The organism is Erythrobacter sp. K21-9 (assembly GCF_055808355.1).
The window spans coordinates 2,746,691-2,759,053 of the sequence record NZ_CM147866.1; the positions used below are offsets into that span (position 1 = coordinate 2,746,691).

At 63.3% G+C, this 12,363-nt stretch carries 9 protein-coding genes; 4 read left to right on the top strand and 5 right to left on the bottom strand.

What is annotated here, in order from left to right; genetic code table 11:
- Window positions 1-21: 21 nt before the first annotated feature.
- Genes metH through AC0L39_RS14145 form a run of 4 tightly spaced genes read right to left on the bottom strand, consistent with a single transcriptional unit; the run spans window position 22 to window position 5,631 of the window.
- Entirely contained in the window at window positions 22-2,652 is a 2,631-nt protein-coding gene (gene metH, locus AC0L39_RS14130) for a methionine synthase (protein WP_473258830.1), read from the bottom strand.
- Window positions 2,652-3,698 carry a homocysteine S-methyltransferase family protein gene (locus tag AC0L39_RS14135; RefSeq protein WP_473258831.1) on the bottom strand — a complete coding sequence of 349 codons (1,047 nt, stop codon included), beginning with the start codon at window positions 3,696-3,698 and terminating at the stop codon, window positions 2,652-2,654. The genes metH and AC0L39_RS14135 overlap by 1 nt, the downstream gene beginning before the upstream one ends.
- Window positions 3,695-4,636: a methylenetetrahydrofolate reductase [NAD(P)H] gene (gene metF / locus AC0L39_RS14140; protein ID WP_473258832.1), complete on the bottom strand. Its 942-nt coding sequence runs from the start codon at window positions 4,634-4,636 to the stop codon at window positions 3,695-3,697. The genes AC0L39_RS14135 and metF overlap by 4 nt, the downstream gene beginning before the upstream one ends.
- On the bottom strand, window positions 4,633-5,631 hold the full coding sequence (locus AC0L39_RS14145; RefSeq protein WP_473258833.1) for an ArsR/SmtB family transcription factor: 999 nt from the start codon (window positions 5,629-5,631) through the stop codon (window positions 4,633-4,635). The genes metF and AC0L39_RS14145 overlap by 4 nt, the downstream gene beginning before the upstream one ends.
- A 63-nt stretch (window positions 5,632-5,694) precedes the next feature.
- On the opposite strand from AC0L39_RS14145, the gene AC0L39_RS14150 reads away from it, so the two are divergent.
- The 4 genes from AC0L39_RS14150 to AC0L39_RS14165 are packed head-to-tail and all read left to right on the top strand — an operon-like array spanning window position 5,695 to window position 10,612.
- Entirely contained in the window at window positions 5,695-7,632 is a 1,938-nt protein-coding gene (locus AC0L39_RS14150; protein ID WP_473258834.1) for a beta-galactosidase, read from the top strand.
- Window positions 7,633-7,672: 40 nt separating this feature from the next.
- Window positions 7,673-8,752: a Gfo/Idh/MocA family protein gene (locus AC0L39_RS14155; RefSeq protein ID WP_473258835.1), complete on the top strand. Its 1,080-nt coding sequence runs from the start codon at window positions 7,673-7,675 to the stop codon at window positions 8,750-8,752.
- Window positions 8,753-8,766: 14 nt separating this feature from the next.
- The gene (locus AC0L39_RS14160) at window positions 8,767-9,711 is read left to right on the top strand and encodes an aldo/keto reductase (protein ID WP_473258836.1); all 945 of its coding nucleotides are present in this window, start codon (window positions 8,767-8,769) and stop codon (window positions 9,709-9,711) included.
- The gene (locus AC0L39_RS14165; RefSeq protein WP_473258837.1) at window positions 9,704-10,612 is read left to right on the top strand and encodes a TauD/TfdA family dioxygenase; all 909 of its coding nucleotides are present in this window, start codon (window positions 9,704-9,706) and stop codon (window positions 10,610-10,612) included. Before AC0L39_RS14160 ends, AC0L39_RS14165 begins: the two co-directional genes overlap by 8 nt.
- Here the strand turns inward: AC0L39_RS14165 and AC0L39_RS14170 are convergent.
- Window positions 10,602-12,302 carry a solute:sodium symporter family transporter gene (locus AC0L39_RS14170; protein ID WP_473258838.1) on the bottom strand — a complete coding sequence of 567 codons (1,701 nt, stop codon included), beginning with the start codon at window positions 12,300-12,302 and terminating at the stop codon, window positions 10,602-10,604. The genes AC0L39_RS14165 and AC0L39_RS14170 overlap by 11 nt on opposite strands.
- Window positions 12,303-12,363 lie beyond the last annotated feature (61 nt).

A 12,363-nucleotide genomic window follows, 5' to 3' on the forward strand; every position in this document is an offset into this window, starting at 1 on the left:
GCGTTCAGCAGCGCTTTCCGGCTAATCCAGATTGGGCCTGAGCCAGCGTTCCGCAGTGGCCAGATCGACCCCGCGGCGCGCGGCGTAATCCTCCAACTGGTCACGCCCGATGCGGGCAACGCCGAAATACTGGCTTTCCGGATGACCGAAATAGAACCCGGAAACCGCCGCTGTCGGCCACATCGCAAAGCTTTCGGTCAGCGAGATGCCGACGTTCTTCTCCGCGTCGAGCAAGTCGAACAGGATCGGCTTCAGCGAATGATCGGGGCAGGCCGGATAGCCCGGCGCAGGCCGAATGCCGCGATACTTTTCCTTGATCAGCGCATCGTTGGTGAGCTGTTCATCGGGAGCGTAGCCCCACAGATCGGTCCGAGCATGCAAATGGAGGCGTTCTGCAAAAGCTTCGGCAAAGCGGTCTGCGAGCGCTTTCAGCAGGATGTCGGAATAATCGTCCTTGTCCGCCTGGAAGCGCGCAATATGCGGCTCGATGCCGTGGATGCCGACCGCAAAGCCGCCGATCCAGTCGCCATCGGGGTCGATGAAATCGGCGAGGCACATATTGGCCCGCTCACGGCTCTTCTTCACCTGCTGGCGCAGGAACGGCAGGCGCAAATGCTCCTCGCGATTGACGCGGTGGATCGTCACGTCGTCGCCGTCTCGGGCGCAAGGCCAGAAACCGGCCACTCCGCGCGGCGTCAGCCACTTTTCCTCGATGATCTGGTCGAGCATTGCATTGGCATCGTCGAACAGCTGGCTCGCGGTCTCGCCCACCACTTCGTCGGTCAGGATTGCCGGGTAATTTCCGTGCAGCTCCCACGCGCGGAAGAACGGCGTCCAGTCGATGTAATCGCGCAGGTCCGCAAGGTCCCAGTCGTCGAAGACATGCACACCCGGTTTCAGCGGCGGCGCCGGCTTGTCGGACAGATATGCATCGTAGTAATTCGCCCGCGCATCTTCGAGGCTGAGCAGCGCGCTGGGCGTCTTGCCCGCCCGCGCAGCGCGTACTTTCTCGTATTCGCCAGCGGTGTCGCCCACGAACTCATCGCGCTGCGTATCGGACAGCAGCTTGGACGCGACGCCGACAGCACGGCTCGCATCGAGCACGTGGATGACCGGGCCTTCGTAATTCGTATCGATCTTGAGCGCGGTGTGCACCTTGCTGGTGGTCGCCCCGCCGATCAGCAGCGGCATGGTCATCTCGGCGCGCTGCATCTCTTCGGCGACGGTCACCATCTCGTCGAGTGACGGAGTGATGAGACCCGACAGCCCGATCATGTCGGCATTGTTCTCGTTCGCGGCTTCGAGGATTTTCGGCCACGGGACCATCACGCCGAGATCGATCACGTCATAGCCATTGCATTGCAGGACCACGCCGACGATGTTTTTGCCGATATCGTGCACGTCGCCTTTGACGGTGGCCATGATGACCTTGCCCTTGGCCTTGCGCTCGGCTTCGGGGAGCAAGTCCTTCTCGGCCTCGATATAGGGTATGAGGTGGGCGACGGCCTTCTTCATCACGCGGGCGGACTTGACGACTTGCGGGAGGAACATCTTGCCGCTGCCGAACAGGTCGCCGACGACATTCATGCCATCCATCAGCGGACCTTCGATGACCTCGATCGGCCGCCCGCCCGCCTCTGCGGTGGCAGCGCGCATCTGCTCGGTATCGTCGACGATATGCGCGTCGATGCCTTTCACGAGCGCGTGTTCGAGCCGTTTCTCGACTGCCCAGCCGCGCCATTCCTCGGCGGCTTTCTCGTCGGCGACAGACTTGCCCTTGTGGCTTTCTGCAAGGTCGATGAGCCGCTCGGTCGCATCGTCACGGCGCATCAGGATCACGTCCTCGCAAGCCTCGCGCAGTTCCGGGTCGATCTGGTCGTACACGTCAAGCTGCCCGGCATTGACGATGGCCATGTCGAGCCCGGCGGGGATCGCGTGATAGAGGAAGACCGAATGCATCGCGCGGCGCACGGTTTCGTTTCCGCGAAAGCTGAAGGAGAGGTTGGACAGTCCGCCACTGGTCTTGGCGTGCGGGCACTGGCGCTTGATTTCCTGCACCGCCTCGATGAAGTCGAGACCGTAGCGATTGTGCTCCTCGATCCCGGTCGCCACCGCGAAGATGTTGGGGTCGAAAATGATATCTTCAGGCGGAAAGCCCTCAGCGACCAGCAGGTCGTAGGCGCGCTTGCAGATTTCGACCTTGCGGGTCTTGCTGTCGGCTTGCCCGACCTCGTTGAAAGCCATGACGACGACTGCCGCGCCGTAAGCCATGCATTTGCGTGCGTGTTCGAGGAACGGCTCTTCGCCTTCCTTCATGCTGATCGAGTTTACAATCGGCTTTCCCGAGACGCATTTCAGGCCCGCTTCGATCACTTCGAATTTCGAACTGTCGATCATGACGGGCACGCGGGCGATGTCGGGCTCTGCCGCGATTAGCTTGAGGAACGTCGTCATGGCGTGAACCGCATCGAGCAGCCCTTCGTCCATGTTGACGTCGATCACCTGCGCGCCGTTTTCGACCTGCTGGCGAGCGACTTCGACCGCGGCGGCGTAATCGTCCGCCATGATGAGTTTCTTGAACCGGGCGGAGCCCGTCACATTGGTGCGCTCACCGATATTGATGAAGCGCGCGCTGGTAGTCTGTTCGTTCATCAGGCGGCCACCACGAACGGCTCTAGCCCTGCGAGCCGCATGGCTGCCGCGGGCAAAGGAACGGTGCGCGGAGCCAGCCCGTCAACCGCATCGGCAATCGCCTTGATATGCGCAGGACTGGACCCGCAGCATCCGCCGAGGATGTTGGCCTGCCCGTTTTCGGCCCATTGCTTGACGAGGCCCGCCGTCGTCTCCGGCATTTCGTCATATTCGCCCAATTCGTTGGGCAGGCCCGCATTGGGATACGCCATCAGCAATGTGTCTGCGATGGCGGACAGGGACTGCACATGCGGGCGCAGCTGGTCGGCGCCAAAGCTGCAATTGAGCCCGATGGTGACAGGGTTCGCATGGCGCACCGCGTACCAGAATGCCTCGACCGTGTGGCCCGACAGATTGCGCCCCGAAAGGTCGGTGAGCGTCATCGAGATCATCACCGGCACGTCGCGGTCGAGGTCCGCCTCGAGCTGTTTCACCGCCATGATCCCGGCCTTGGCATTGAGCGTGTCGAACACAGTCTCGATCAGGATGAAGTCGCAGCCGCCTTCGATGAGCGCCGCCGCCTGATCCTTGTAGACGGCGGTGAGTTCGTCGAAATCGATCTCGCGAAAGCCGGGGTCTTCGACGTCCGGACTGAGCGAGAGGGTCTTGTTGGTCGGGCCGATTGCGCCTGCGACGAAGCGCGGGCGGCCATCCTTCGCGGCGTATTCATCGGCCAGCGCGCGCGCGATCTTGCCGCTCGCGATGTTGATCGCGGCGACCTGATCTTCGGCGGCGTAGTCGGCCTGGCTGATCCGGTTGGCCGAAAACGTGTTGGTCGAAATCACGTCGGACCCGGCGTCCAGATAGGCGCGGGTGATGTCCCGGATTACGTCGGGCCGGGTCAGCGCGAGGATATCGTTATTGCCTTTCTGGTCGGCCTTCAGACCCAGATCGCCGGCGTAATCTTCCTCGGTCAGCTTGCGGTTCTGGATCTGCGTCCCGAACGCGCCATCGAAGATCAGCACACGCTCGGCAGCGGCGGCCTGCAGTTTCTCGCGCGCGCTCATGCCGTTTCTCCCGGTCCGATTTCTTGCGGGCGTTTGCCCAGCATGTGGCAGATCGCATAGGCGAGCTCTGGCCGGTTGAGCGTGTAGAAATGCAGCTCGCGCACGCCGCCTGCATAAAGGCGGCGGCACAGCTCGGCAGCGACAGTCGCGGCGACGAGTTTGCGCGCGGCGGGCTTTTCATCGAGCCCTTCGAACAGCCCGTCCATCCACGCCGGAATTTCTGCGCCGCAAGCGCCTGCAAACTTGCGCGCTTGCGCGACATTGGTGACCGGCAGGATGCCGGGGATCACAGGCTGCGTGATACCGCTCGCGGCCAGTTGGTCGCGGAAGTGGAAGAACTTGTCCGCCGAAAAGAAGAACTGCGAAATTGCCCGCGTCGCGCCTGCATCCAGCTTGCGCTTGAGGTTGTCGATATCTGCCTGCGGGCAATCGGCGTCCGGGTGCGTTTCGGGATAGGCAGCAACCGAGATTTCGAAATCGGCGATCCCCTTGAGGCCCGTTACGAGATCGGCAGCGCTGGCATAGCCTTGCGGATGCGGAGTGAAAGGCGCGCCCGGCTCGCCCGCATCGCCGCGCAAGGCGACGATATGCCGCACGCCAGCCTCCCAGTAATGCTCGGCCACTTCGCGAATCTCGTCCTTGGACGCGCCGACGCAGGTGAGGTGCGCGGCCGCCGGGATGTTCGCCTCGGCAATGATCCGCGCGACGGTTGCGTGGGTGCGCTCACGCGTCGATCCGCCCGCGCCATATGTGACCGAGACGAAGCTGGGGTGCAGCGGTTTCAGCTCCTGAACCGCGTCCCACAGCTGCGCTTCCATCTTCTCCGATTTGGGCGGGAAGAATTCAAAGCTGACGTCAACGTCGCCGGGCAGGCCTGAGAACAGCGGTGTGTCCACGGCTGTGCGGGCTTCGTGCAACTGATCGAGAGTGGGGGTCATGCTGATCGCTCTTTGGCAGGTGTGGGAGAGGTATGGCCCTCGGGCAGGTCGCGGCGTTTCCCGAGCCAGATTTTCACGACAAGTTCGCCGCCATCCAGCGCAATCGGTTCGCGCGCGGCAAAGCCGGAGGCGCGCAGCAGGTCGCGCATCTGCCGGTCGGAAAATCCGAGCCGCGCATGCAAGTGGCGGGTGCGAAGTTCCTCGCGGTCATGGCTGGCGAAATCGACGATGGCGATGCGCCCGCCGGGCCGGGTGACGCGCGCCGCCTCGGCCAGCGGCAATGCGGGGTCCTGCGCGAAGTGAAGCACCTGATGCAGCAGCACCGTATCGAAACTGGCGCTTGCAAACGGCAAGTCGGAAAAGTCGCCCTGCACCAGCTCGATCCGGGCGGCGGGCAGGTGCTGGAGCTTGGCCCGCGCGACGCGCAGCATTTCGAGGTTCTTGTCGAATGCCACCACGCGCTCGGCATCGTCGGCGAAGAATTCCGCCATGCGGCCTGTCCCGGTCCCGATATCGAGCACCGCGCCCACCGGTGCATCGCCCAGCGCTTCGGCAAGCTGGCTTTCGACCTGCGCATCCGGGCTGTGCAAAGCGCGCAGATCATCCCATTCACCGGCATGGCGCGCAAAATAGTCTTCGGCAGAGGCTTCGCGCGAATTGCGGATCGCTGCCAGTTTTTGCCTGTCCGCCTCGCAGATCTCGGCAAATCCGGCATTTTCGCGCTCGGCGATGGCGAGCAGGCGCTCGACCCCGCCGACAATCGGGTCGGCATTGTCCGCCCCGCTGGCCGAACGCAGGAACACCCAGCTGCCTTCGCGCCGCCGCTCTGCCAGACCGGCATCGCACAATATCCCGACATGGCGCGACACGCGCGGCTGGCTTTGACCCAGAACCTGTGCCAATTCGCCCACGGCCAGCTCCATCGTCCCGAGCAGGCGCGCAATGCGCAGGCGGGTCGGGTCGGCCAGTGCCTTGAAGATCGTTTCAACCGTCATCCCGAACGGATATAAAGATATTTTTATATCTGTAAATGCGTCTCTGAAAGTATCAGGCTTGCAATGCGCGCGCCGGGCGCAGAAACCACGCGGATGAAACTTGGCTGCTGCTATTATCCCGAACACTGGCCAGAGGAAATGTGGGCCGGAGATGCGCGGCGCATGGCCGAGATGGGCCTGTCGCTTGTCCGCATCGGCGAGTTCGCCTGGAGCCGCATCCAGCCGGATGGGATCGGTTTCGAATGGGGCTGGCTCGACCGGGCGATCGAGACATTGCATGGGGCAGGTCTCAAAGTCATACTCGGCACTCCCACCGCGACTCCGCCCAAATGGCTCGTCGACCAGATGCCCGATATGGTCGCCGTGGATGAACAGGGCCGCCCGCGCGGGTTCGGGTCGCGGCGGCATTACTGCTTTTCGCATACCGGCTATCGCAAGTTCTCGCGGCTGATAACTCGCGAATTGGCCAAGCGGTATGGCGAACACCCGGCGATTGCAGCGTGGCAAACCGACAACGAATATGGCTGCCACGATACGATCCTGAGTTTTTCGGACGCCGCAGCGGAGCGCTTTCGCGACTGGCTGCGCGCTCGTTACGGCACAATCGGCGCGCTCAACACCGCTTGGGGCAATGTCTTCTGGAGCATGGAATACCGTTCTTTTGAGGAGGTGGACCCGCCCAATCTGACCGTAACCGAGGCCAACCCCGCGCACTGGCTCGATTACCGCCGCTTTGCCTCAGACGAGGTGGCAAGCTTCAACCGCGAGCAGGTCGATATCCTGCGACAGCATTCACCTGGCCGCGACATCACGCACAACTTCATGGGGTTCTTCACCGAATTCGACCACCACCAGGTCGGACGCGATCTGGATGTGGCAACATGGGACAGTTACCCGCTCGGCTTTCTGGAACAATTCTGGTTCGGTGAAAACGACAAGCGCGCTTACATGCGGCAGGGTCATCCCGATATCGCCGCCTTCCACCACGACCTGTATCGCGGCTGTTCGAACGGGCGCTGGGGCGTCATGGAGCAGCAACCCGGCCCTGTAAATTGGGCGCGGTTCAACCCTGCTCCCCTGCCCGGCATGGTGACGCTGTGGACGCTCGAGGCGATGGCGCACGGGGCCGAGTTCACGAGCTATTTCCGCTGGCGGCAGGCTCCTTTTGCGCAGGAACAAATGCATGCAGGCCTGCTCCGCCCCGATAGCCGCGACGCCCAAGCGGCGGACGAAGTGCGCGAAGCTGCCGCCGTCATCGATCGGATAGGCATGCAGGAGACGGTACAGGCGCCGGTGGCACTGGTCTTTTCCTACGAGGCTGCGTGGGTGTGCGGGATCCAGCCGCAGGGGCAAAGCTTCCGCTATCTCGAGCTTGTTTACGAATGGTATTCGGCGCTGCGGCGGCTCGGCCTCGATGTCGATATCGCCGCCCCAGGCACCCCGCTCGGTGGCTACGCAATGGTGCTGGTCCCGACCCTGCCGATCATGCCCGAGGGGTTTGCTGAGGAGCTTGCCGCGCTTGACTGCCCGGTGCTGCTTGGCCCGCGTTCGGGCAGCAAGACGCACAGCTTCGCTATCCCCGAAGGCTTGGCCCCCGGCGCGGTGCGAGAGCTGGTCCCGGTCACTATCGCGCGCGCCGAGAGCCTGCGCGATGGTCATGCACAAGCGGGCGAGGATTTCGAGATCGCCCGCTGGCTTGAGCATGCCGAGAGCAAGCTGGAGCCCGAATTTGCCCTCAAGGACGGGCAGGGCGTCGTCTATGCGAGCGAGAATTTCCGTTACCTGGCCGCGTGGCCCGACCGCGCGCTCCTCACGATGCTGATCGAGCGCATGGCCGGTAAGGCCGGGGTTGCCGCTGCGCCCCTGCCCAAGGGCCTGCGTGTCCGGCGGACGAAGACGCACATCTTCGCCTTCAACTATGCGGCGGAGCCGGTGACATTCGATCTCACCGGCGAGACGATTGCGCCTGCATCCTTCTCCATCGCCGAGCGCACCGCATGAATGCTTGCCAAGGCGCGGCGGCGGCGACATGGGCAGGATCATGAGCGAGCGGCGCACTTATGCGATTATCGGCTGCGGAATGATGGGCCGCGAGCACATGCAGAACCTCGCGCTGGTCCCCGGCGCAAAGTTGGTCGCGATTGCCGATCCCGATGCCGGATCGCGCGAAGCCGCAGCCGCTTTGGCGCGGCAACTGGGGCAGAATGTGCGGGTATATGGCGACAACGCCGCAATGCTTGCCGATGCAGCGCCGCAAGCGGTCATCATCGCCTCGCCCAACTTCACCCATTTCGATGTCGTGAAGCCGGTGATGGATACTGGCGCCGCCATCCTGCTTGAAAAACCGATGTGCACGGCAGAGGCCGACGCGCTGGCGCTGGCCAAGGCTGCGCGCGGTTATCCCGGCCTGTTCTGGGTCGGCCTCGAATACCGTTACATGCCGCCGGTCACACGCTTTATCGAGCAGGTTCATGCAGGCGAGGCGGGCGATATCAGGATGCTCTCAATCCGCGAACACCGCTTCCCGTTTCTTGAGAAAGTCGGCGACTGGAACCGGTTCAATCGCAACACCGGCGGGACGCTGGTTGAGAAATGCTGCCATTTCTTCGACCTGATGCGCCATATCCTGCGCGATGAGCCGGTGCGCGTATTCGCCAGCGGCGCACAGGATGTGAACCATCTCAACGAGCGCTACAATGGCGAGACACCAGACATCATCGACAACGCTTTCGTCACGGTCGATTTTGCGGGCGGCGCGCGGGCCATGCTCGACCTGTGCATGTTCGCCGAGGGGTCGCAGCAGCAGGAAGAAATCGGCGCGGTCGGCCCGACCGGCAAGCTGGAGGTGAAGCTTCCCGCGGGCGAGGTCACGTGGTCCCCGCGCGACAGGTCCGGGCCTGTGCGAGAGCCGGTCGAGACCCCACCAGATGCGCTCGCGGCGGGCGATCACCACGGCGCGACGTTCTTCCAGCAGCGCGATTTCCACGCGGCGCTTGTAAACGGTACAAGGCCGCTGATCGACGCGCGCGACGGCTATCGCTCGGTCGTCATGGGCGCCGCCGCGCAGCACAGCATTGCCACCGGCCAGCCGGTCGATATCACTTTCGCAGACAAGGATTGAACGTGCTTCCCAACATGCCCCGCATCGGCTTTGGCCTCTGGAAAATCCCGCAGGAGGACACCGCCGCCTGCACCGTCGAAGCAGTGCGCGCAGGCTATCGCCATTTCGACAGCGCTGCCGACTATGCCAATGAGCGCGAAACCGGCGATGGCCTTGCGCAGGCCATTACCGAAGGGCTCGTCCGCCGTGAGGATCTGTGGGTCACGTCCAAGCTGTGGAACACGTTTCACGCGCCCGAGCATGTCGAGGAGGCGTGCCGCAAATCGCTCGCCGACCTGCAACTCGATTATCTCGATCTCTATCTCATCCACTTCCCGATTGCGCTCGAATATGTGCCGATCGAGGAGCGATATCCGCCCGAATGGCTGCACAATCCCGATGCCCCCACCCCGATGATGAAACCGGCCCGGGTGCCGCTGCACGAGACATGGGCGGCAATGGAGGCGCTGGTTGGCAAGGGCCCCGTGAAGAATATCGGCGTGTGCAATTACAACTCGGCCCTGCTGCACGACCTCATGAGCTATGCGAAGGTGAAGCCCGCAATGCTCCAGATCGAGAGCCATCCCTATCTGACACAGGAACGCCTGATCCGGCTCGCGCGCGATTACGGGATCGACGTGACGGCATTCTCGCCGCTGGGTGCGCAGAGCTATTTCGAGCTCGATATGGCGACCAAGGGTGAGAGCCTGCTGGGCGCCGCGCCCGTCATGGTCGCTGCCGATGCGCATGGCAAAACGCCCGCTCAGATCCTGCTGCGCTGGGGCATCCAGCGCGGGACCGCGATCATTCCCAAGACCACCAGACCGGAACGGATGCGCGAGAACCTCGCCATCGACGATTTCGAGCTGTCGCAGGTCGAAATGGCCGCAATCGGGGCGCTCAACCTCAATCGGCGCTTCAACGATCCGGGGACTTTCACAGAGGCGGCCTTTGGCAAATTCCACCCGATCTATGACTGATTTTCCGGCGATCATCACCGGCGGCGGCGATCTCGCCGCATTTCTGCGCACCAACAAGGCTGCGGTCGATGCCGCTTTGAAGGACGCAGGCGCGCTGCTGTTTCGCGGATTCGACGTGCCCGATCCGCTCGCCTTCGACGTGGCGGTCGAGGGGTATGGCGAGCCGGGCTTCACCTATGAGGATTCGCTGTCGAATGCGGTGCGAACCAATGTCACGCCGCGCGTCTTCACCGCGAACGAAGCACCGCCGACGACCGAGATATTCCTGCATCACGAAATGGCGCAGACGCCGCTCTATCCATCGAAGCTGTTCTTCTATTGCGAGATTGCCGCGAGTGATGGGGGCGCGACGCCGCTGTGCCGGTCGGACTGGGTGCTGGAGCGGCTCGAACGCGCGGCCCCGCAATTCCTCGCCCGTATCGAGGCGCAAGGCGTGCGCTACACCAACGTCATGCCAGGCAGCGACGACGCCGGATCGGGCCAGGGGCGCAGCTGGCGCAGCACGTTGAGCGCCCCGGACAAGGCCGCTGCCGAGGCGCGTCTGGAGCAACTCGGCTATTCGTGGGAGTGGCAGGCCGATGAGAGCCTGCGCGCGACCACGCCTGTCCTGCCCGCCGTGCGCGATCTGGGCGATGGGCAGCGCAGTTTCTTCAATCAGCTCATCGCCGCCTTTCGCGGATGGACCGATAGCCGCAACGATCCGAACCGCGCGATCACGTTCGGCGATGGCGAACCGATCACCTCCGATGACATGGCCCCGGCGATTGCGATTGCCGATGAGTTGACCGCCGACCTTGAATGGCAGGCTGGCGATGTGGCGCTGGTTGACAATTACCGCGTCATGCATGGCCGCCGCCCGTTTTCGGGCAAGCGCCGGGTGCTGGCCTCCCTCATCGCCTAGACGGACCGCCTTCCGGTACCGCAGACCACACAGCCGCATTGGCGATCATCAGCGCTCCGATCAGGGCGGCAAACAATGCGCCCGGTCCGCTGTCGCTGGCTACGCCGAGCGGTGAGAACAGCAGATACGCCGCGACTACGCAGCTGAAGAGCGTCACCGCCAGCGGCCTGGCAAAGCGCCAAGGTGTCATGTCGACTTGCTCGTTGCGGGCAAACTCCCATGCCTGCTTGCGAGGCCGCAGCCATCCGCAGGCGAGCATGATGCCGACCTCGACCGCGAACAGGATCGCATATTGGTGAATGAAGTGGAGCGTGACCACATCGTCCAGCACGAACCTGAGCAGCGCGTAGGTGACGACGTGGAACACGATCACGATCTTCGCTCCCAGCGCCGGAACGCGGGCCGTGAACAGGCCGACAATCACGATGACCACGGTCGGGATGTTGTAGAAGCCGGTGAAGATGCGAATGATCTGCCACAGCCCTTCGGGTGCAAGCGCCAGCATCGGCGCGACCACGAAGGAGAACAGCGCGATCACCACGCTGGCGATCTTGGCAACGCGCACCAACTCGGCATCGCTCGCCGTCCCGCCCTTCGCAGGGGCATAGACATCGAGGCTGAACAGCGTCGCGGCGCTGTTGAGCAGCGAGTTGAACGAGCTGAACACCGCGCCCAGCAATACCGCGAGGAAGAAGCCGGACAGGTAGACCGGAAGCACATCGCGGATCAGGCGCGGATAGGCCTCGTCGATTGTGCCCAGACCGGGTCCGTAAAGGTGGAACGCAATCACGCCGGGGATCATCATCAGGAACGGTACGAGGATCTTGAAGAAGCCTGAGAACAGCACCCCCTTCTGCCCCTCGGCAAGGCTTTGCGCGCCCAGCGTGCGCTGGATCACATATTGGTTGGTGCACCAGTAGAACAGGTTGGCGAAGATCATCCCGGTGAAGATCGTCCCGAATGGCGTAGGATCGTCGGCGCCGCCGATCGCGCTGAGTTTCTCGGTGTTCTCGCTTGTCAGCTGAGCTAGACCTGCGCCGAAATCTCCTCCGCCCAGCGCAATCAGCCCGAAGATCGGTACGAGCACACCAATGATCAGCAAGCCGACGCCGTTGAGCGTATCCGAGATGGCGACAGCGCGCAGGCCGCCGAACACCGCGTAGATCGACCCGGTGACCCCGATCAGGACCACCATCGCCACCAGCGCCTCGAAATCGCCGAGCCCGGTGAGCGCTGGCACATCGAACAGCGCGATCACTGCAAGGCTGCCGGAATACAGAACGCTGGGGATCGTCACGAGGCCGTAGCCGAGCATGAACAGCACCACCGACATCCGCCGCACCACCGGATCGAAGCGGTCGTTGAGGAATTGCGGCAGGGTCGTGAACGCGCCTGCGAGGTATTTGGGCAGGAACACCAGCGCCATCGCAATCGTCGCGGCAGCTGCCGTGACCTCCCAGCCCATGCTCGACATGTTGTGGCCATAGGCCGACCCGTTCAGCCCGATCAGCTGTTCGGCGGAGAGGTTGGTCAGCAGCAGCGACCCGGCGATGAATGTCGCCCCCAGCCCGCGTCCGGCGAGGAAGTAGCCGTCCTTTGTCTCGACCGTCCCGCGCGTCTTGATCCAGCTGATCCAGCCGACCAGCGCCATGAAGAACGCGCAGCTCGCCAGCGTGAATATCAGCGACATGCCCGTCACGCGCTGCCCCTTGTCCGTTTGTCCGGCGTGTTACACACAAGCGCCCCATTGG

Bases quoted from the DNA above. Each gene is read 5' to 3' on its own strand.
- metH (WP_473258830.1), bottom strand. From the start codon at position 2,652: ATGAACGAACAGACTACCAGCGCGCGCTTCATCAATATCGGTGAGCGC.
- AC0L39_RS14135 (WP_473258831.1), bottom strand. From the start codon at position 3,698: ATGAGCGCGCGCGAGAAACTGCAGGCCGCCGCTGCCGAGCGTGTGCTG.
- metF (WP_473258832.1), bottom strand. From the start codon at position 4,636: ATGACCCCCACTCTCGATCAGTTGCACGAAGCCCGCACAGCCGTGGAC.
- AC0L39_RS14145 (WP_473258833.1), bottom strand. From the start codon at position 5,631: ATGACGGTTGAAACGATCTTCAAGGCACTGGCCGACCCGACCCGCCTG.
- AC0L39_RS14150 (WP_473258834.1), top strand. From the start codon at position 5,695: ATGCGCGCGCCGGGCGCAGAAACCACGCGGATGAAACTTGGCTGCTGC.
- AC0L39_RS14155 (WP_473258835.1), top strand. From the start codon at position 7,673: ATGAGCGAGCGGCGCACTTATGCGATTATCGGCTGCGGAATGATGGGC.
- AC0L39_RS14160 (WP_473258836.1), top strand. From the start codon at position 8,767: ATGCCCCGCATCGGCTTTGGCCTCTGGAAAATCCCGCAGGAGGACACC.
- AC0L39_RS14165 (WP_473258837.1), top strand. From the start codon at position 9,704: ATGACTGATTTTCCGGCGATCATCACCGGCGGCGGCGATCTCGCCGCA.
- AC0L39_RS14170 (WP_473258838.1), bottom strand. From the start codon at position 12,302: ATGTCGCTGATATTCACGCTGGCGAGCTGCGCGTTCTTCATGGCGCTG.